Annotated in this window: 8 protein-coding genes, 1 tRNA gene and 1 pseudogene; 8 read left to right on the top strand and 2 right to left on the bottom strand. The window is 70.4% G+C overall.

Annotated elements, in window-relative coordinates; genetic code table 11:
* The first annotated feature begins 220 nt into the window (after positions 1–220).
* From KSE_RS18805 to KSE_RS18785, 5 genes and pseudogenes are all read left to right on the top strand, one after another.
* The gene (locus tag KSE_RS18805; protein ID WP_014136915.1) at positions 221–2,452 is read left to right on the top strand and encodes a (Fe-S)-binding protein; all 2,232 of its coding nucleotides are present in this window, start codon (positions 221–223) and stop codon (positions 2,450–2,452) included.
* A gap of 284 nt (positions 2,453–2,736) precedes the next feature.
* Positions 2,737–3,792, top strand: coding sequence for a LamG domain-containing protein (locus KSE_RS18800; RefSeq protein ID WP_014136914.1), 1,056 nt, complete (start codon positions 2,737–2,739; stop codon positions 3,790–3,792).
* A 236-nt stretch (positions 3,793–4,028) separates the two neighbouring features.
* Positions 4,029–5,102: pseudogene (gene manB / locus KSE_RS18795) on the top strand (mannose-1-phosphate guanylyltransferase); the annotation flags it as partial.
* A 232-nt stretch (positions 5,103–5,334) separates the two neighbouring features.
* Positions 5,335–6,327: a Yip1 family protein gene (locus KSE_RS18790; RefSeq protein ID WP_014136912.1), complete on the top strand. Its 993-nt coding sequence runs from the start codon at positions 5,335–5,337 to the stop codon at positions 6,325–6,327.
* An 83-nt stretch (positions 6,328–6,410) separates the two neighbouring features.
* The gene (locus KSE_RS18785; protein ID WP_014136911.1) at positions 6,411–7,304 is read left to right on the top strand and encodes an alanyl-tRNA editing protein; all 894 of its coding nucleotides are present in this window, start codon (positions 6,411–6,413) and stop codon (positions 7,302–7,304) included.
* 94 nt (positions 7,305–7,398) lie between these two features.
* On the opposite strand, the gene dcd is transcribed toward KSE_RS18785, so the two are convergent.
* Positions 7,399–7,974: a dCTP deaminase gene (gene dcd, locus KSE_RS18780; RefSeq protein ID WP_014136910.1), complete on the bottom strand. Its 576-nt coding sequence runs from the start codon at positions 7,972–7,974 to the stop codon at positions 7,399–7,401.
* 71 nt (positions 7,975–8,045) lie between these two features.
* Positions 8,046–8,267 (bottom strand): hypothetical protein, encoded by a 222-nt coding sequence (locus tag KSE_RS18775; protein ID WP_014136909.1) that lies wholly within the window; start codon positions 8,265–8,267, stop codon positions 8,046–8,048.
* Positions 8,268–8,424: 157 nt separating this feature from the next.
* Between KSE_RS18775 and KSE_RS18770 the strand changes: the two genes are divergently transcribed.
* The 3 genes from KSE_RS18770 (at position 8,425) to KSE_RS18760 (ending at position 21,391) form a co-directional block, all read left to right on the top strand.
* Positions 8,425–8,498, top strand: a tRNA-Gly gene (locus KSE_RS18770).
* A gap of 1,021 nt (positions 8,499–9,519) precedes the next feature.
* Entirely contained in the window at positions 9,520–13,776 is a 4,257-nt protein-coding gene (locus KSE_RS18765) for a ricin-type beta-trefoil lectin domain protein (RefSeq protein WP_231873185.1), read from the top strand.
* 391 nt (positions 13,777–14,167) lie between these two features.
* On the top strand, positions 14,168–21,391 hold the full coding sequence (locus KSE_RS18760) for a polymorphic toxin-type HINT domain-containing protein (protein ID WP_014136906.1): 7,224 nt from the start codon (positions 14,168–14,170) through the stop codon (positions 21,389–21,391).
* The last annotated feature ends 241 nt before the right edge of the window (positions 21,392–21,632 follow it).

Genomic DNA, 21,632 nt, shown 5'->3' with positions numbered 1-21,632 from the left:
TATCTCGCGCCGGGCCCGCCGAGTGCTCCGGACGGGTGGCTCCGGGCGGAGTGACTGCCGCCATACCTTGAACATCTTCTGGAAGGGTGTTAACGCCCGGTAATGTCCGGCGCGTCGACCCGGAAAGTTACCGACCAGTACAATCCGGGGGGACGACTGGGAACACTGGGAAGCCCGGGGGGACGAAGCCCCGGGCCCGAGCCGCTGGAGACGGAGAGCGATGCAGCTAGCAGCGATCGTCATCTCGCTGGTCACCTTCGTGATCGGCACCGCGCTCGCCGCCCGTGCGGCGCTGTACATCTACAAGGTGGTGCGCACCGGCTCCGCCGACGCGACCCGCTTCGGACAGCCCGCGCAGCGGGTCGCCACCGTGGTCAAGGAATTCCTCGGCCACACCCGGATGAACCGCTGGGGCGTGGTCGGCGTCGCCCACTGGTTCGTCGCGGTCGGCTTCTTCTCGCTGGTGCTCACCCTGGTGAACGCCTTCGGCCAGCTCTTCGACGCCGAGTTCGCGCTCCCGGTGATCGGCCACTGGCTGCCCTGGAACATCTTCGTCGAGCTGATCGGCACCCTCACCACCCTGGGCATCCTCACCCTGATCGTGGTCCGGCTGCTCAGCCTGCCCTCCCGGGCCGGCCGCAAGTCCCGGTTCGCCGGCTCGATCGCCTGGCAGGCGTTCTACGTCGAGTACACGATCCTCGGCATCGGCCTGTGCATCATGATGCTCCGCGGCCTGGAGGGCGCCCTGGAGGGCGTCGACTCCTACGACCCGGCCTACCTGGTCTCGTACCCGATCGCCGCCGCCTTCCACGGCACCGCGCACGGCACCCTGGTCAACCTGGTCTACCTGTTCGCGATGCTGAAGATCTGCATCTCCTTCGCCTGGGCGATCACCATCGGCGTCAACCCCTCGATGGGCGTCGCCTGGCACCGCTTCCTGGCGTTCTTCAACATCTACTTCAAGCGCGAGGACGACGGCGGCACCGCGCTCGGCGCGCTCCGCCCGATGACCAGCGGCGGCGCCCCGATCGACTTCGAGGACCCGGCCGACGACGCCGTCTTCGGCGTCTCCCAGGTCGAGCACTTCTCCTGGAAGGGCATCCTCGACTTCTCCACCTGCACCGAGTGCGGCCGCTGCCAGTCGCAGTGCCCCGCCTGGAACACCGGCAAGCCGCTGTCGCCCAAGCTGCTGATCATGAGCCTGCGCGAGCACGCCTTCGCCAAGGCCCCGTACCTGCTCGCGGGCGGCGGCAAGTCCATGGAGGGCGAGGAGAGGGCCACCGCCGAGCAGCTGGCCGGCGTCCCCGCCGCCGCCCTCGCCGAGGCCGAGCGCCCGCTGATCGGCACCGCCGAGGCCGGCCCCAATGGTGAGTTGGGCGGCGTCATCGACCCGGACGTGCTGTGGTCCTGCACCACCTGCGGCGCCTGCGTCGAGCAGTGCCCGGTCGACATCGAGCACATCGACCACATCGTCGACATGCGCCGCTACCAGGTGATGATCGAGAGCAGCTTCCCGACCGAGGCCGGGACGATGCTCAAGAACCTGGAGAACAAGGGCAACCCGTGGGGCCTGGCCACCAAGGCCCGGCTCGACTGGGTCAAGGAGCTCAAGAAGGAGACCGGCATCGAGGTGCCGGTGATCGGCGAGGACATCGACCCCGCCGAGGTCGAGTACCTCTACTGGGTCGGCTGCGCCGGCGCCCTGGAGGACCGGGCCAAGAAGACCACCAAGGCGTTCGCCGAACTGCTGCACACCGCGGGCGTGAAGTTCGCCATCCTCGGCAAGGAGGAGACCTGCACCGGCGACTCCCCGCGCCGGCTGGGCAACGAGTTCCTGTTCCAGATGCTCGGCGCGCAGAACGTCGAGACCCTGAACGCCGCCCTGGAGGACGCCCCCACCAAGCGGATCGTCGCCACCTGCCCGCACTGCTTCAACACCATCGCCAACGAGTACCCGCAGCTCGGCGGCCACTTCGAGGTCATCCACCACACCCAGCTGCTCCAGCACCTGATCGACGAGGGCAAGCTGCTGCCGGTGAACCCGGTGGAGGGCCTGATCACCTACCACGACCCGTGCTACCTCGGCCGGCACAACAAGGTCTACACCCCGCCGCGCGAGATCATCGGCAGGGTGCCCGGCCTGCGCAACGAGGAGATGCACCGCCACAAGGAGCGCGGCTTCTGCTGCGGCGCCGGCGGCGCCCGGATGTGGATGGAGGAGCGGATCGGCAAGCGGATCAACACCGAGCGGGTGGACGAGGCGCTCTCCCTCAACCCGGACATCGTCTCCACCGCCTGCCCGTTCTGCCTGGTGATGCTCTCCGACTCGGTCAACGGGAAGAAGAACGAGGGCGCGGCCAAGGAGCACCTGAAGGTCGTCGACGTGGCCCAGCTGCTGCTGGAGTCGGTCAAGGCCACCCCCGGCGCCGAGACGGAGCCGGTCGACGCCTGACCCGCGCCGCCACCGCACCGCCACCGCACCGCCCCCGCACCGCCACCGTCCCGGACCCCGGCCGCCCCCACGGGCCGCCGGGGTCCGGCGCGTCCGCTCCCGGCGGGACCCGCGTGTGGCGGCGCCCGTGTGCGGCGCGTCCCGCGTGCGGCGGGGCCGCACGTCACAGCCCTGTCCCGGCCCCCGCCCGGCCGTGTACCGGCCGGAGGCGATGTCCTAGCATCGGCCGCATGAGTCCTGACGGGGGAACACCGGGGCCCGGGGGGCCCGCCTACCTGCCGCCGGTGAGCAGCGCGACGCCCGACTGGGCCGCCCTCGCCGAGGCCCGGGAGCGGGAGCAGCGCCGCAAGCGGATGATCCGGATCGGCGGCGGCGCGGCCGCGGTCGCCGTGGTCGGCGCCCTGGTGGCCGGCGCCCTGGTGCTCACCCGCCCGTCCACCGTCCCCGAGGCCGACCCGGGACCGGCCGCCGCCACCGTCCAGCCCGACGGCGACGCCGTGCCCGGGGGCGGCTCCGGCCTGACCCCGGCGCCGTCCGGCACCCCCTCCGGATCCGCGTCCGCCTCCGCCTCCGCCTCCGGTCCGGCGTCCGGCTCGGTGTCCGCCCCGGTGTCCGCGTCCGGCAGCGGGAAGCCGACCGGGAAGGCCAGCGGGAAGGCCGGCGGCGTGCCGAGCGGCGGGGCGCCGGCCTCCGGGGCGCCCGCCGCGCTGAACGGGATGGTGCTCGGCGGCGGGACGGCGATCGGCCCGACCGAGGGCCACAGCGGGCCCACCATGCAGCTGTTCGGCAACAGCATCGGCTGGGCCGACAGCCAGGCCCCCGTGGTCGACACCGGGCACTCCTTCACGGTGTCCGCGGTGGTCCGCAACAACGCGCCGACCGGCGGCCGGGCGGTGGTCACCCAGGGCGGCGCCAGCTACTACTCCTTCTACCTGGGCCGCGACTACTGGGGCACGCACAACCAGTGGGTCTTCAAGGTGCAGACCGCCGCCGGCGACCAGGACAACACCACCTACCAGGCGTTCAGCACCGCCCCCGCCACCACCGGCCAGTGGACGCTGCTCACCGGCGTCTACGACGCGGCCGCGAAGCGGATCCTGCTGTACGTCGACGGGACGCTCCAGCAGGCCACCCCGGTCACCGGCATCTGGCAGACCACCGGCGGCCTGCAGATCGGCCGGGTCCGCTACAAGTCCCAGTGGACCGACTTCTGGGACGGCGCGATCGCCGACGTCCAGGTCTGGGACCAGGCGCTGCCGGCCGCCGCGGTGGGCCGCCTGCACGGCTCCGGCGGCACGGCGGCGGGCACGCCCGCCGACCGCTCCTGGCTGCTGCCGTAGCCCGGACGGGGCCGGGGCGGTGCCCCGCCGGTAGCCCGACGTGCTGATCCGTACACCCGATCGACCGGGGTAGCGGCACTCAGACGCTGTTCGAGCAAATAGAGTATGCGGCGGGACCGAGGCAAGGACCGGTCCCGTCGGAGGCCATGGCACGCCGCCCCGGCCAGGACACCGAGCGAGCGCACCGGACCCACGTCGTGCCGGGCCGCCGGAATTCGACCACGGGAGACAGCAACATGACCCAGGCGATCATGCTGGTCGGCGGCAAGGGCACCCGCCTCCGCCCGTTGACCACCCACACGCCGAAACCCATGCTGCCCGTGGCGGGCGTCCCGTTCATCGCCCACCAGCTGGCCCGGGCCGCCGCCGCCGGCGTCACCCGCGTGGTGCTCGCCACCTCCTACCTGGCCGACGTCTTCGTCGACCACTTCCAGGACGGCAGCCCGTACGGCATCGAACTGGTCTACCTCACCGAGGAGGAGCCGCTCGGCACCGGCGGCGCCATCCGCAACGCCGCCACCGGCCTCACCTGCGGCCCGGACGAGCCGGTCCTGGTCTTCAACGGCGACATCCTCTCCGGCCTGGACATCGCCGCCCTGCGCGACGGACACCGCGCCTCCGGCGCCGACGTCACCCTGCACCTCACCCGGGTGGCCGATCCGCGCGCCTTCGGCCTCGTCCCGACCGACCCGGACGGCCGGGTGCTCGCCTTCCTGGAGAAGCCCGAGACCCCCGAGCAGATCGTCACCGACCAGATCAACGCGGGCTGCTACGTCTTCACCCGCTCGGTGATCGACCGGATCCCGGCCGGCCGCGAGGTCTCCGTCGAGCGCGAGACCTTCCCCGAGCTGCTCACCACCGGCGCGCTGCTGCGCGGCGTCGTCGACACCTCCTACTGGCTGGACCTGGGCACCCCCGGCGCGTTCGTCCGCGGCTCGGCCGACCTGGTGCTCGGCAAGGTCGACTCCCCGGCCGTCCCCGGGCCCACCGGCGAGGCGCTGCTGCTGCCCGGCTCGGCCGTCGACCCGGCCGCCGTGCTGAGCTCCGGCACCGTGGTCTCCGAGGGCGCCTCGATCGCCGCCGGGGCCATCGTCGAGGGCAGCGTCGTGCTGCCGGGCGCCCGGATCGCGGCCGGCGCCTACGTCAGGGACTCCATCGTCGGCGCCTACGCCGAGGTCGGCGAGCGCTGCTCGCTGGACGGCGTGGTGGTCGGCGACGGCGCCGTCCTGGAGGCCGAGAACGAGCTCCCGGCCGGCCTGCGGATCGCCTGCGGCACCCGGCTCCCGGTCGGCGCCGTCCGGCTCTCGGCCGGCCCCGGCGGCTGCGAGGCCGGCCTCAGCAACGCCGCCGCCGTGCACGCCCCCGTAGCCCCCGTCACCGGCTGAGCCGCCGACGCCCGCGGGACCGGTCGCGGGGCCGGTCGCGGGGCCGGTCGTGAGGGTGCCCGCCGGGGCGGGGCGCACCGTCACAGGACGGCTGCAATCCGGCCCCGGCGGCCATGATCACCCGACGGAGGGTCAGCCGTCCGGGTACCGTCGAGTCGTGGCTGGCAATCGACACGACGACGGACCGGGCGCCGACCCCCGGCAGCACTGGTCCGCGCCCCAGGGCGACCCGTACCCGGGCGACCCCCACCCGGGCCCGTCCACCGGCGCCCCGGAGTACTTCACCGCCCCGCACCCCGCCCCGCCGGGCCCCGGCCCGGTCCCCGGCGACCAGCCCGGCCACACCAGGGCCTTCGCGGCCGGCGAGCAGTACGGGTACGCCCCGTACGAGCAGCAGCCGTACGGGTACGAGGGCGGCGGCTACGACGGCGGCCACCCGCAGGGCGGCTACCCGCAGGGCGGTGGCTACGACGGCGCTGGCGGCTACGACGGTGGCGGCGGGTACCCGCAGGGCCATCACCCGGACGGCTACCCGGCGGCCGGGGGCCCCGCCGACAACGTCGCCGTCTACCGGGCCGGCGGCCAGGCCGCGCCGCACGCCGGCGGGCCCCGGCTGCCCTGGCGGCAGCTGCTGCTGGGCATCTACCGCAGCCCCAGCGCCACCTTCGACCGGATGCGCGACCACCAGGTCTGGCTGCCCGCGCTGTGCGTGTCGCTGCTGTACGGCGTGCTGGCGGTGTTCGCCCTCGACTCCACCTACGACCAGGTGGTGAACTCCACCTTCGCGGTCGCGCTCTGGGCGATCGGCGGCGCCGCCGTCGGCTTCACGCTGGCCGGCGCGGTGCTCTCCGCGGTCACCTACGCGCTGGCCCGGCAGTCCGGCGGCGACGGCCCCTGGCAGTCCACCGTCGGCCTGGCCGCGCTGATCAGCTGGACCACCGACGCGCCGCGGCTGCTGCTCGCGCTCTTCCTGCCGGTCGCCAACCCGGTCGTGCAGGTGGTCGGCTGGGCGACCTGGGTGGGCTGCGCGGTGCTGCTGACCATCATGGTGCGCCGGATCCACGACCTGCCCTGGGGCAAGGCGGCCGGCGCGGCGGCGGTGCAGCTGCTGGCGCTGCTGGTGCTGATCAAGCTGCCGGTCCTGGGCTGATCCGGTCCGGGCGGGTTTGTAGGGTGGGGTGTTCGGCCCGCCCTCAGACACCCTCACCCTCAGACCCCGCCCGGAGCCCGCGCATGAGCCTGCCCACCACCCACGTCAGCTTTCCGGCCGGGGCGGTGACCGGCCGGTCGCCGGTCCTCGCGGTGCGCGCGCTGCCCGACGGCCGCACCGCGGTGGTCACCGCGGCCACCCCGTTCCACCCGGTCGACCACACCTGGCCCGACCAGCCCGCCGACCACGGCACCCTCACCGTCGACGGCACCGCGCACCCCGTCGTCGACTGCCTGACCGGCGCGTACGGGCCCGACGGCGAGTTCGCGGCCGGCGCCGACATCCCGGTCCGGCGCGGCGACGAGGAGTGGGCCTGGCTGGTGCTGCACGTGCTGCCGGCCGGCGCGCTCGGGCCCGAGGCCGTCGGACGCACCGCCGAACTCGCCGTCGACGCCGACCGCCGGGCCCGGCTCTCCGCCGCGCACACCGGCTGCCACCTGCTCGCCCTCGCCCTGAACGCGGCGCTCGCGCCCCGCTGGCGCAAGGACCCGGGCCGCGCCGATGCCCTCGGCCACCCCGACTTCGACAGCCTCGCCATGGACGCCTCGGTGATGGACACCGCCGCCAGTACCGACACCTACCGGCTCGGCAAGTCGCTGAAGAAGAAGGGCTTCACCATCGAGGCCACCGACACCCTCCCGGCCCTCGCCGACGCCCTCCCCGCCCTCACCGCGGACGTCAACGCCCGCCTCGCCGCCTGGGTCGCCGCCGAGGCCCCGGTCGGCATCGAGGCCCCCGGCCCCGAACTCACCGCCCGCCGCCGCTGGCACGCCGACCTCCCCGAGGGCACCGCCGCGATCGCCTGCGGCGGCACCCACCTCCACCATCTCGGCGAACTCACCGGCCTGAGCACCGTCCTCACCCTCGCCGCGGACGGCACCGAACTCGTCGCGGTCACCACCCCCGTCCGCGCCTGAGCCCCCGCCGCGCGCACCCGCGCACCTGCTCCGCGAACGCCGAGGGCCGACCCCGTACGCCGGGATCGGCCCTCGTCCGCGACCGCGGTCCCGCTCAGACCTCGGTGCGGTGGAAGTTCATGAACGAGCGGGACGCCGTCGGGCCGCGCTGGCCCTGGTAGCGCGAGCCGTAGCGCTCCGAACCGTACGGGTGCTCGGCCGGCGAGGACAGCCGGAACAGGCACAGCTGCCCGATCTTCATCCCCGGGTACAGCTTGATCGGCAGCGTCGCCACGTTCGACAGCTCCAGCGTCACGTGCCCGCTGAACCCCGGATCGATGAACCCGGCCGTCGAGTGCGTCAGCAGCCCGAGCCGGCCCAGGCTCGACTTGCCCTCCAACCGCGAGGCCACGTCGTTCGGCAGCGTGATCACCTCGTAGGTCGACGCCAGCACGAACTCGCCCGGGTGCAGGATGAACGCCTCGTCCCCCTCCGGCTCCACCAGCCGGGTCAGGTCGGGCTGCTCCTCGGAGGGGTCGATGTGCGGGTAGCGGTGGTTCTCGAAGACCCGGAAGAACCGGTCCAGTCGGACGTCGATACTCGACGGCTGGACCATCGACGGCTCGAACGGGTCGACCACGACCCGCCCCTTGTCGATCTCGGCACGGATGTCGTTGTCGGAGAGCAGCACGCCCCCGAGGGTACGTGCCACGGGGCGGACGCCCAAAAGCCGCCCGCCCCGTGGACCGCGCCGGGCACCCGCTACGCCAGCGACTCCACCGCCACCAGCCGCAACCCGCGCGCCAGTTCGTCCGCCGTCAACTCCGACACGTCCGCCGGCACCGAACTCCGCAACCGCCCGCACCGCGGACACCGCAACAACCGCCCCGGCCCCAACCGCCCGACCTGCAGGTGCTGCATCGGAAACGCCGCCGTACTGAACACGTGCCCCTCGGCACAACGAACCACGGTGCGCTGCTCCATCGGTCCCCTTCCCGAACTTCCGCCGACAGCGTCACATTAGGGGATCTACCGGACACCCCGCCCCCAGGCTCGCCGCCACCGGAAACCCTGCGGCCACCACCCCGTGCCATGGGGTACAGTGGTCCTTGATCGGGCCGTCACTGACGGTTCGTCAGATGCGGGTGTAGTTTAATGGTAGAACATGAGCTTCCCAAGCTTAGAGCGCGAGTTCGATTCTCGTCACCCGCTCCACTGCAAAGCCCCAGGTCAGCGACCTGGGGCTTCTTGTTGTCCAGACCAATTCGGGGTTTCAGGACACGACTTTGGTTTTTCTCTATTTCTCTGGAGATGTGGCGGCAGTCTGGCCGTAGGTGCTGCCAGGTCGGGGTCGTGGGGGCTGTCGGGGTGAAACCTGTGGTCATGCCAAATGCCGCTCTTGTGCGGGGACTTGACGTCAACTGCCCGATGGGGACCGGGGTTCTTGCTGGTGGGTGAGCCCTTTCGAGTGTGGCTGAGCCGGCTGTTGGCGGGTGGGGTTGACGGACTTGGCCGTAGTTGCGCACGAGTAGCGCACGAGTAGCTCAGGGGCCTGCGGGGGGCGCTGGATTCCGCGCCACGTCGCCTCCGTACCCCGTCCGAGGACATGGGCTTCCGAGCTTGTGTCCTCCCTGAGGTCATTCGGGGCCCGGAGTGGACTTGGGGTCTGGCTGCGTGGCCCGTCGGTGCTGACGCCCGGGCTCCGGTTCGCCTCGGCGACTCTCGGATCCAGGGGCGGTGCGAGCTCGATCGCGTTCTGCTTGGACGCCGCCGCGTATCGCTTGCATCCGTCGTTCTGCTGGCCCATCTCCTGGGGCGGTTTCCTTCGGAGCGAGTCTCCCAATGCCAACCCGTCCAGGTCGGTGGGGCTTCGACTCTCGACTGTGCGACCAAAAGGTCTTTTAGGCCTAAATATTCTGTAATTGGTAACTGTTTGACGAATTGGTGCTATTTGCTGGATATGACAGGATGGCGAACCTTCTGCGCGCAAAGTGGAATAAATTCTTCGGATGACCTCAGTAAATATGCGGGAAAATAGTGGGCATATCACCCGGCGGCTTGAATTTTCCATGACGGACGTGATCGTTTTAGGGTGAATGCCTGTCCGTGGGGGGTGGGCTGTCGTGAGGGGGCCATGCACGCCATGTCCGATATAGCCCAGTTGGAGCATCGTAGACAAAGAGTCAATTCCAGGGGGAGAGGTGCGCTTGGCCGGGCTGCGGTGGCCGCGGCCACGGTGCTTGTGCTCACCGCGCTCTCCTCCCCGGCGGCCTGGGCCGCCGACCCGACGCCCGCGCCGGCGTCCACCGCGAGCGCGGACGGCGCGCAGCCGCAGGCCGAGAGCGAGCAGACGAAGGCGATCCGCTCGGCGCTCCAGCGGGCGAAGGAGACCGGCAAGCAGGTCCGGATCGACTCGATGACCGACGAGACGACCGAGGTCTTCGCCGACGCCGACGGCCGGACGCTCTACTCGGAGGCCCACGCCCAGGACGTCCGGACCAAGCGCAACGGCAGCTGGCAGACCTTGGACCCGAGCCTGCGGGCCAACGCGGACGGCACCGTCACCCCGGCGCTGACCGGTTCCGACCTGGTGCTCTCCGGGGGCGGCAGCGGCCCGCTGGCGAGGATCACCACGGCCGACGGCGCCTCGATGGCGATCAGCGCCCCGTTCCCGCTGCCGAAGCCGACGCTGGACGGCGCGACCGCGACCTACGCCTCCGTGCTGCCCGACGTGGACCTGCGGGTGACGGCCCGTCCGGACGGCGGCTGGCGCGACGTGATCGTGGTCAGGACCGCGCGGGCCGCCGCCGACCCGCGGCTGAAGAGCCTGCGCTTCGCGCTGCAGGCCGTCGGTGTCAAGGCCGGCACCGACGAGGCGGGCAACGTCTCGTTCAAGGACGCGCAGGGCAAGACGCGCTTCCACGCGCCGACCCCGTTCCAGTGGGACTCCAGCACCGCCCCCGCACCGGCCCCGCTGCTGAAGTCGGACGGGGGTCAGACGAAGTCGCAGTTCGCCGCGCCCGGCGCCACCGAGCCACAGGACCAGGCGGGCGTCTCGACCACCGAGCGTCCTGGGGCGGCCGCCAAGGTCTCCGCCATCGCAGTCGCCGCTGGCGAGAGCGAGTTGGTGCTGACCCCGGACCCGGCGACCTTCGGCCAGGGTGCCGGCCCCTGGTACCTCGACCCCGAGATCAGCGTCGACAACGGCCGCGAGGTCAACGCGCAGGTCCAGGAGAACCACCCCGAAACGGCCAACGTCAACACGCTCAGCGCGCTGGGTGTCGGCTACTGCGGCTATTCCAACTGCACCGGCTACGGCCGCTACCGCGCGTACTACCAGATGTCCGCCCCCAAGGGCCTGTTCGAGGGCGGCGGCCACGGTCCCGCGACCGTCAACCGGGCCACCCTGTTCGTCGACGTGGTCGACGCCTCCTCGCCCGGCACCAAGTCGACGATCAACCTCTACAGCGTGCCGGCGTTCCAGGGCACCACCACCTGGAAGAACCAGCCCTGCGGCGTCAGTGGCAAGATGGACGGCTGCGACTGGGTCGCCAACGCCGACATCACCGGCACCGGCCAGATCGCCTACGACGTCAAGTGGTGGATGCAGACCGTCATCAACGGCCAGTACCCGACCTGGACGATCGGCTTCTCCGCCGACAACGAGAACGACAAGTTGCTGCGGCACCACCTCGGTCCGAACCCGCACATCGTCACCTACTACGACATCACGCCGACCATCTGGTCGCCCCGGACCACTCCGAAGCCGGGCTTCACCAACGACCCGGTCTTCGGCACCCAGGCCAACGACTGCCAGACCCCGGGCGGTAGCGCCTGGTACAACCCGGGCTGGGTCGGCGCCAACCAGTACGTCTACCTGAACGCCAGCGCCTGGTCGCCGATCGGCGCCGGCACCACCGTCAACTTCCACGCCTGGGACGACAACGACGGCAACTGGAGCGCGGTACCCGCCAGCGGCGGAGCCGGCGGCTACGGCACCGCCACCGTCTCCGTCGACCGGCTGGCCGACGGTCACCAGTACGGCTGGACGGCCAACGTCACCGACGGCTCGCTGACCTCGGGCAACACCCCCTGGTGCTACTTCCGGGTCGACAAGACCCCGCCCCGGGTGGGCATCTCCTCCGCCGACTTCCCGGCCAGCGGCACCATCGGCGCCGCCCCCGGGAAGAAGGCCGGCCAGAGCGGCACCTTCACCCTCACCGCCGACGACCCGGCGCCCGCGTCCGGCCTGAACGCCTCCGGCGTGGCCTGCGTGCGCTGGAGCACCGACCCGACCGCCGTCACCGGCTGGTCCTGCGACGCCACCGGTACGCCCAACAAGAACGGCGTGGTCAAGGGCGCCTCCGGCACCTTCCCGTTCACCCCGCCCCGCTGGGGCACCAACATCCTGTACGTGCAGGCGATGGACGTGGCCGGCAACTACAGCCAGCCCCAGCCGTACACCTTCTACGCCCCCTGGGACCCGGCCACCGGCACCACCGGCGTCCCCGGCGACCTGAACAAGGACGGCCGCGGCGACGTCCTGCTCCCCGACGACCAGGGCAACCTGAAGGTCGTCGGCCTGGACAGCGACGCGACCGCGATCCAGGGCGCCCCGCTCGGCCTCGCGCCCGGCGGCACCACCTGGAAGAGCGACGCCACCACGACCGTCCGCACCACCCACCTCGGCGCCCTGCGCTCGTCGCCCTACGCCGTCGACGACGCCATCGTGTGGACCAACGCCACCGTTGACGGAACGTCACTGGCGCGGAACCTCTACCTGTACCAGAACAACGGCGATGGCACCTTCAAGGCACCCGTGGCCGTGGTCAAGCCGACCACCTGGACCGGCGCCGACGGCACCCTGCTCACCACCGCCCCCGCCGGCTGGAGCCGTTACTGGACCAACCTGACCCAGGTGGTGGCGCTCGGCCCGCCGAACGCCCGCATCGAGGACGGCGACAGCCTGATCGCAGTCGAGCAGACCTCGCTCCTCACGGTCGAGGGCGGCAGCTTGTGGTTCTACCGCACCGACCCCACCAACCAACTCGACGCGCCCGTGCTCAAGGTCTCGGCCGCCAATTGGGACAACTACGAGCTGATCAACCCCGGCAAGGCGTCCGGCACCGCGCAGCCCACCGTGTGGACCCGGGACAAGACCGACGGCACCATCCGGGCCTACGACATCACGCTCGACGCCAACGGCCACCTGGACTTCGGCAACCTGGTCGACCCGACCAGCAAGGCCCGTGTCGTCGGCACCCAGAAGTTCACCGTCGCCGCCTATCCGAAGATCGGCTCCAGTGGCGACGCCACCAAGGACGGCCTGCCCGACCTGTGGGCCCTCGATGCCGCCAACCACCTCAAGGTATGGCCCGGCACGGCCGCCACCGGCACCACCGTGGTGACCGGCTTCGCCGCCACCCCGGGCGACCAGGGCGACACCCGCAAGGCCGTCGGCCGGATCAAGCTCGACAACCCCGTCGTCACCGACGTCTACGGCAAGAGCCCGATGACGGCCGGCAGCGGGGTCACCTTCCCGGCCGACACGGTCAACGGCCAGAGCACCACCGTCGCGCACTTCGGCGGCGGGACTGGCGCGGCCAACATGATCACGTACGGCGCCGGCCAGACCCAGCAGGTCAAGGTCGACACCTCGAAGTCCTTCACCGTCAGCGTCTGGGCCAAGCCCGCTGGCGTGGGCGGCCCGGTGCTGTCCACCAAGGGCGCCACCTCCAGCGGGTTCATCCTCTGGCCGGACAAGGACGGCACCTGGCACTTCGGCCTGGCCACCACCGACAACGCCAACTGGAACTACCACCAGACGTCGGACACCAGCACCAGCGCCGCCCGCTACCAGGCGAACCGCTGGGACCGCCTGACCGCCAGCTACAACGCCACCACCGGCGGCATGTCGCTGTACGTCAACGGTGTGCTCGCCGGCAGCAGCTACCACGTCGGCAAGTTCGGCTACAGCGCCCCGCTGGTGATCGGCGGCTACCAGGACGCCGGCGCGCTCGCCAGCGTGTTCAACGGCAACGCTAGCGACGTCGTGCTGTACGACACCCCGACCGATCCGGGGGGCTCCACCAGCCGGATGATGCTCGACCTGCCCGCCTCCGTCGGCACCAACAAGTGCCTGGACCCCCGCGACGCCGTGGACGCCAACGGCACCGCGATCCAGCTCTGGGACTGCAACAACACCGCCGCCCAGCAGGCCACCGCGCAGCCGAACGGCGCCGTCAAGGTGCTCACCCGCTGCCTGGACGTCACCAACGCGGCCACCGCCAACGGCACCCCGATCCAACTCTGGGACTGCAACAACACCGCCGCCCAGAAGTGGATACCCCGGGCCGACGGCTCCCTGTTCAACCCCCTGTCCGGCCGCTGCCTGGACCTCCCCGGCGGCACCAGCGACAACGGGACGCGGCTGCAGATCTGGGACTGCAACCAGGGCTACGCCCAGCGCTGGGGCATGGGGGCAGCCGCCTGACCTGACCAGCCTGACCAGCCCGGCAGGGCCCCCGCATCGGCCCGCCGCCCCGGAAAAGCGCTCGGAATTTATCGACGCAATTTCGCCGCGGCGGTTTCAGGCACACCTTTAAGCGGGTCAATTTCGATCTTCGGCAAGATTTTCCAGGCGTTCCAATGGAAGGTAACGAGATGGTTAAATCACCCGGAGTTGGCTGGTGCTGACGGTGCGTCTATCTCTAGTTTCGGTGTCGACCATCGCGCATGCAATTCGTGGCGTCCTGTTTCCTGACGGGGCGTCTTTTGTGCGTGGTCCCACATAATCTGGGGAGATTCATATGGGGGAGCAGCGTGAACGCGCCCCGCGCCACCGGTTGAGAGGCCGGTCGAGGGCGCTGGGGTTGCTGACGCTCATGGCGGTGACCGGGTCACTGGTCGGTGCGCCGCCGGCGTTCGCCGAGAAGCCGCCGAAGGTCTGGGTGCCGCCCACCACGCCGCTGCAGGAAGTGAAGTCGGTGTCCGGGCGTTCCGACAACGTCACCGGGACGGCCGCCGTCGGCGGTGTGCCGCGGGAGTGGAAGCGTGCGGCGGTGGCTCCGGCGAAGGCCGGCAGTGCGACCGTCGACGTCACGGACGTGTCGGCGGAGCAGGAGGCGGCGCGCCGGCTGGGCGGCGGGGCCGCTCCGGCGGCCGGCGGCAAGGCGAAGGTCAAGGCCGGTGACCTGCCGGTGTTCCTGACCGACCTGGGCGCCGCGAACGACAGGGACAGGGCTGCGGGTGTGCCCTCGGTCAAGGTCGACCTGCTGGACGAGGGCCGGGCCAAGGCGGCCGGTTCGACCGGTCCGGTGGTGCGGCTGGAGGGGGCCGGCGGCGCCGCGAAGGGCGGCCACAAGCTCCAGGTCTCGCTGGACGTCAAGGCGTTGACCGGCAACGCGATGTGGTCGGACCGGGCCCGGCTGGTGCTGCTGCCCGAGTGCGCGCTCACCACGCCGGACGCCGAGCAGTGCCGTACCAGCACGCCGGTGCCGTCGACGGTGGATCCGCTGTCGGGTCTGCTGACGGCTGATGTGCAGCTGCCGGAGGCGCCCGCCGTGCCTGCCGGCACCGCGACGCAGGCCGGCTTCGTTCAGCAGGCCGGGTTCGTGCAGCAGGCCTCCGCCGCGTCGTCGGGTGCGATGGTGTTGGCCGCGCAGGCGGCGCCGTCGGGTTCGTCGGGTTCGTTCGCGGCGACCGCGATCGCGCCGTCGGCGGCCTGGAGCGCGGGTTCCGGTTCGGGCAACTTCACGTACTCGTACACCTTCGACATGCCGACCGCGGTCGGCGGGGCGGCTCCCAGTGTGGTGCTGGGCTACGACTCCTCGTCGGTGGACGGGCGCACGGCGTCGACCAACTCGCAGTCGGGCTGGGTCGGTGACGGCTGGGACTACTCGGCCGGTTCGATCTCGCGCTCGTACAAGGCGTGTCTGAAGTCCGGCATCGACATGTCGGGTGACGAGTGCTGGGCGGGGCAGGCGCTGCAGCTCAACCTGGCGGGCCACTCCGGCACGGTGGTCAAGGACGACACCACCGGTGTGCTGCGGCTGCAGGGCGACGACGGGACCCTGGTCACCCCGCTGACGGGCCTGGCCAACGGGGCGTGGAACGGCGAGGGCTTCAAGGTCACCACGACCGACGGCACCCAGTACTACTTCGGTGCCAACCACCTGCCCGGCGGTGACAACACCGATCCGGCCAGCAACTCGGTCAACACCGTGCCGGTGTACCACCCGCACGCGGGCGACCCGTGCTACAGCTCCTCGACCGGCCTGGCCTCGTGGTGCCAGATGGGCTGGCAGTGGAACCTCGACTACATCGTCGACCTGCACGGCAACCTGATCAAGTACCAGTACGCGAAGGAGTCCAACTCCTACGCGCGCGGCGGCGGCCAGAACAACGGCACCGGCACCCGCACCGCGTACGACCGGTACTCCAACGTCTCCTCGATCCAGTACGGCCTGCGGCTGTCCGACCAGATCGCCTCCAAGGGCGCGGGCAACCCCGCGGCGAAGATCGACTTCACGACGGCGGAGCGCTGCTTCGCCTCGGGTTCGATCACCTGCAGTGACGCCCAGCGGGTGGTGGCCAACCAGTCGTCCTGGCCGGACACCCCCCTCGACCAGGCCTGCACGGCCTCGGGTACGTGCACCAACTACGGTCCGTCGTTCTGGACTTCGAAGCGGCTGACCGGCATCCAGACCACCGTGTACGTGGGCGGCGCGGCCCGGGTGGTGGACTCCTGGGCGCTCAACCAGGTCTTCTCCGACCCGGGTGACGGCAACGCGCCGACGCTGTGGCTGAGCTCGATCCAGCGCACCGGCAAGAACGGCCAGGCGGACATCGCGCTGCCGGCCGTGTCGTTCACGGCGATGCAGATGGCCAACCGGGTCGACGGCCTCGTCCCGGCGGCCCCGCAGTTCAACCGGCCCCGGATGAAGGAGATCACCACCGAGACCGGTGGCCGGATCACCGTCAACTACAAGCCCGCCGAGTGCTCCCGGGTCAACAACACCATGCCGGCTTCCGAGGCCGGGAACACCATGGCGTGCATGCCGGTGAAGTGGGTCCCGCCGGGTTCGCAGGCCGGCACCAAGCCGATCGACGACTGGTTCCACAAGTACCTGGTCTCCTCGATCGTGGAGTCCTCGCTGGTCACCAGCTCGATCGTGGCGAAGGAGACGCAGTACGCCTACGGCGGCGGCGCCGCCTGGCACCGCAACGACTCCGAGTTCGCGGACGACGACACCCGCACCTACGACAACTTCCGCGGCTACCAGTCCGTCACCACCACGACGGGCTCCGGCTCGGACGGCCCCCGCACCAAGTCGGTCAGCACCTTCCTGCGCGGCATGGGCGGCCAGGTCACCGACAGCTGGGGCTCCACCATCACCGACGCCGAGGAACTGGCCGGCTTCGTCCGCGAGACCCAGAACTACGAGTCGGACGCCGCGGGCGCCAAGGTCATCGGCGGCGAGCTCACCACCCCGTGGCTCTCCAAGATCACCGCGACCCACACCCAGAGCGGCAACCTGCCCAAGGTCACCGCCCGCTACATCAACACCGCCAACGTCAAGAACCGCTCACTGCTGTCCAACGGCCAATGGCGCACCACCGAGCGCAGCGCCACCTACGACGAGGACCACGCCGGACGCCTCGTCACCATGGACGTCCTCGGCGACACCACGCTCAGCGGGCTGCCGCAGCGCCAGTGCACCGCCGTGACGTACGCCTCGGGCAGCAACCCGGCGCTGGTCGAGTTCCCCTCCCGGATGCTGACCCTGGCCGGGGCCTGCGCGCAGACGCCCAGCGCCACCAACACCATCTCCGACGCGCTGACCTACTACGACGGCCAGGCCCTCGGCGTCATCGGTGACAAGGGCGACCAGACCGAGACCCGCGTCCTGGAGTCCTACGGGACGGGCAACACCCCGAACTACAAGGTGACCGCGAAGGCGCAGTTCGACGCCTACGGCCGCCAGACCTCCACCACCGACCCCAACCGCACCGACACTGCCCACCCCAACGGCGCGACCACCAGCACGGCGTACACCCCCGCCACCGGTGAACTGCCCTCGAAGGTGGAGGTCACCAACCCGCTCGGCTGGAAGTCCACCACGCTCGTCGACCCCGCTCGCGGCCTGCCCACCAAGGCGACCGACGAGAACGGCCGCACCACGCTGGAGACCTACGACGCGCTCGGCCGCCTCACCGCGGTCTGGCTGCCCGGCCGCGACCCCAACGACCTCGACGGCAACGACACCCCGAACCGCAAGTTCACCTACGCGCTGAACGGCTCGACCTCTCCGTCGGTCGTCACCAGCGAGAGCATCCGCGAGGACCGCACCTACGCCAAGAGCCTGCAGATCTACGACGGCCTCGGCCGCGTCCGGCAGTCCCAGTCGATCCCGGTGCAGGGCCAGGTCGGCCGGCTGATCTCCGAGTCGTTCTACGACTCGCACGGCTGGCAGATCAAGTCCACCCCGTCCTACTACAACGCCGACTCCGGCCCGATCGCCACCGTCTACCTCCCGGAGGACTCCGAGGTCCCGACCCAGACCTGGAACGAGTACGACGGCCTCGGCCGCATCACCGCCAGCAAGTTCATCTCCTACGGCCAGGAGCAGTGGCGCAGCACGGCCTCCTACCCGGGCACCGAGCGCACCGACGCGACCCCGCCGCCCGGCGGCTACGCCACCACCACGCTCACCGACGCCACCGGCGCGGCCGTCGAGGTACGGCAGTACAAGGCCGGCACCCCGACCGGGCCCTACGACGCGACCACCTACGGGTACGACGTCGCGGGCAAGCCGACCTGGGTCCAGGACAGCAGCACCCCGGCCCACCGCTGGACGTATACCTATGACCTGCTCGGCCAGCGGACCGGCTCGACCGACCCGGACACCGGCACGTCGGCCACGGTCTACGACAAGGCCGGGCACGCCGTCACCACCACCGACGCGCGCGGCAAGTCGACCAGCATCACCTATGACCTGCTTGGTCGCCAGGTTGCCTCGTACGACGGGACCAGCACCACCGACGCGAGCAAGAAGCTCATCGAGTGGACGTACGACTCGCTGGCCCTTGGCAAGCCCGCCGCCACGACCACCTATGCCGATGTTCCCAACGGCACCGGCAAGGTCGCCTACGTGGGTGCGGTCACCGGCTACGACATCGGCTACCGGCCGACCGGAATGTCGATGACGATCCCGTCCGTCACCGGCGAAGAGGCCCTGGCCAAGACCTACACCTGGTCGACCACCTACACACCGGTCCTCGGGCTGGTCAAGAACACCAAGCTGCCCGCGGTGGGCGGTCTGGCGGCCGAGACCGTCGGCAACTCCTACGACGTCGACGGCAACTTCCAGACCTCCAGCGGCCTGGACTACTACGTCCAGGACATGCAGTACGACGCCTTCGGCCGCCCCACCCGCACCACGGTGGGCAAGGCCGGCAAGCAGGTCGTCTCCACCCAGCAGTACGACCCGGGCACGGGCAACGTCGTGCAGTCCACCCTGGACAAGCAGACCGCCACCACCACCCACGTCGACTTCACGAACTACACCTACAACAAGGTGGGTTCGATGACCTCGGCGAAGACGATCCAGGACGGTACCTCCACCGACCTGCAGTGCTTCACCTACGACTACCTCGGCCGCCTCAGCTCGGCCTGGACCGACAAGGGCACCACCACCACCGCCCCCGCACCCTCCGTGCAGGGCATCGGCAACTGCACCAACGCCACCGAACCCACCGCGCTCACCGCCTCGGCCCGGATCGGCGGCCCCGCCCCCTACTGGCAGACCTACTCCTACGACCTGACCGGCAACCGCACCAAGCTCGTCCAGCACGACACCACCGGCGCGGTCGTCAACGACAAGCAGACCGACCAGACCTTCGCCCCGGGCCCGAACACCGCCACCACCGACCCCACCACGGGCGGCGGCACCGGCGGACCCCACGCGCTGCTCACCTCCAAGACCAGCTCGAACGGCACCAGCAAGGTCACCACGTCCACCTACGACGCGACCGGCAACACCACGTCCCTCACCAGCACCAGCGGCACCAAGACGCTGACCTGGAACAACCAGGGCAAGCTCGCCAAGGTCCACGACACCGCGGCACCCGCCAACGACACCAGCTACGTCTACGACGCGGACGGTAACCAGCTGGTCCGCCGGGTGGGCGGCAAGACCACCATCAACCTGGGCACCGACGAGCTCACCCTCGACACCGCCACCGGCAAGACCACCGCCACCCGCTACTACGCGGCCCCCGGCGGCCTGACCATCACCCGCACCGCCGACGCCGCCGGCGCCACGACGCTCTACTACCAGGCGTCCGATCCGCACGGGACCGCCGGCGTCCAGATGGACGCCGCCAACCTGGGCGTCACCCGACGCCCCACCGACCCCTTCGGCAACGCCCGCGGCACCCAGCCCGGCAACGGCGCCTGGGCCGGCGACAAGGGCTTCGTCGGCGGCACCATCGAAGGCACCGGATTCACCAACCTCGGCGCCCGCCAGTACGACCCGGCCACCGCACGCTTCCTCTCCGTCGACCCGCTCTTCGACAACTCCGACCCGCAGTCGTGGAACGGCTACGCCTACGCCAACAACAACCCCGTCGACGGCTCCGACCCCAACGGCACCTGCCGCGTCCTGGACGACGGCTATTGCCACGGCGCACCTTTCATCCCCGTCAACCACAACAGCGGGGACGACGGAAGCGGAACCGACACCAGCACCTCCACCAGCGCCACCGGCAAGGCCGCACACGACGCCTCCCAGGAAGCCCTGCGCCAGAAGCAGGCCGCTGACGAGGCACTCGCCAAGGCCAAGCAGGCCCGCGAGGAACTGATCAGCAAGATCGTCGACGTCGTCGGCGACCTGATCGGCTTCAACGACGCCCGCGACTGCTTCACCAAGGGCGACGTCATGGGCTGCATCAACACCGCACTCAACTTCGTCCCCTGGGCCAAGGTCTTCAAGGCCGTCAAGATCGGCATCAAGGCGTTCAAGCTCTGGCGCGAAGGCGAGAAGGCCTACACCGCCATCCGCAGCGCCGAACGCGTCGCCAAGGAAGCACAACAAGCCTTCAGCGTCGCCCGCAAGACCGAGAAGGAGGTCGCCGAAGCCGAACAACAAGCAGCCAAGGCAGCCGAAGCAGACGCAGCGAAGACCGCGAAGGAAGCCGACGCCGCCAAGGCGGACAGCGCGGGAACAAGCGAATCCAGCGCTTCATGCCCGGCCGGGAACAGCTTCCCAGCCGGAACCCTCGTCCAGCTCGCAGACGGAACCACCAAGCCGATCGACCAGCTCGAACCCGGCGACACGGTCCTGGCCACCGACCCCCAGACCGGCGAGACCCGTGCTGAACCCGTCACCGCCACCATCACCGGCCACAACGACACCGAATTCACCCAACTCACACTGCAAGGCACCGAGTCCGGTGATTCACTGACTGTCACCTCCACGGCACACCACCCCTACTGGGACGAAACCTCCCACCAGTGGGTCGACGCCCTCGACGTGAAGGCCGGCCACCAGCTCCGAACCGCCGACGGAACCCTCATCACCGTCACCGCTCTCCGGACCTACAGCACCCAACCCAGCAGCGCCCACAACCTCACCGTCGCGAACCTCCACACGTACTATGTGCTGGCAGGTGCCACGCCGGTCCTGGTCCACAATTGCGGTGGCGAGCTCCTCGATAGGGCGCGCGAGCTTTACGGTACGCGAGCTGATGAGGCATCGACTGTCGCAGTTGCCCGGGTCCGGAGCACGAGTAATCCGGACAAGGTTGAAACCTGGGTGGCCACTGAACGTACCGGACTCCCTGACGAATGGAAGGGCGGCAATGCACCGCTTCGTGGTGAGCGTTATATCTCGGGGCAAGGGCATGCCGAAGCAACGATCATGAATCGCCTGGGGAGTGACTGGGAGATCGTAGGGATGGCTTCGTCGACTAGGATGTGCCCTACGTGCTTCGCGCAAGCAACAGGCCCAGGCGTGGGCCTTACGCCGAGCCCGATAGGCAAGGGCGCTGGGGTGTCGAGAACTGGAAATACGCCATGGCGAGTGGTTCTAGGGGGCGGTGGCTGATGGACTTGTGGAGTCTGACAGGAGGGCTGTCCCTCGCCAGGATGCGGCCCATCCTTGAAGCTGCCGGGGCCCCGCGCCTGGCAGAGATCGATGACGTAGTTGCTGGCTGCAGCGCCCCAGGGGTTCCTGGAAGCGCAGAGAAGATCGCTTCGCTGAGGAGCTGGCGAAGCGAGATCGGCGCCCTAGAGGACTCGTCTACCCCGACCTATTTTCAATCGACAGCTGCTGGTGTTGCGATTCT

Source organism: Kitasatospora setae KM-6054 (assembly GCF_000269985.1).
In the GTDB taxonomy this organism is placed as follows: Bacteria; Actinomycetota; Actinomycetes; order Streptomycetales; family Streptomycetaceae; genus Kitasatospora; species Kitasatospora setae.
This window is presented reverse-complemented; position numbering and strand designations above follow the sequence as displayed.